The sequence below is a fragment of the Sphingomonas sp. AC449 genome, assembly GCF_979253475.1.
Genome location: NZ_CEEDCZ010000054.1, coordinates 1 through 265, shown reverse-complemented (window position 1 = coordinate 265; position 265 = coordinate 1). Strand labels below are relative to the sequence as shown.

Genomic DNA, 265 nt, shown 5'->3' with positions numbered 1-265 from the left:
CGATTGAAACCGCCGATCGCGGCACCGCCCGTTCCGGGCTGGCGCTTGTTGCACGGCTTCGTGGTGTCGTAGAAAGACGGGCAGCGCGTGCGCTGGAGCAGATTGCCCGCGGTCGTCGCCTTGTTGCGCAACTGGCCCGACGCACCCGATCCGAGCGCGCGGCTGAGCACGGCATAGTCGGTCCGCACGCGGCTGTCCGCGGCGCGATCGGTGTTGCGGACGAGTGCACCGACCCGCAGCCCGCCGTCGCTGGTCGGCGTGATCT

General features: G+C 70.2%; 1 protein-coding gene. It reads right to left on the bottom strand.

Going from position 1 to position 265, the window contains the following annotated elements; translation table 11 throughout:
- On the bottom strand, nucleotides 1-265 hold a 265-nt coding region (locus tag AC0CH3_RS17820; protein WP_465238128.1), incomplete at both ends, for an FAD binding domain-containing protein.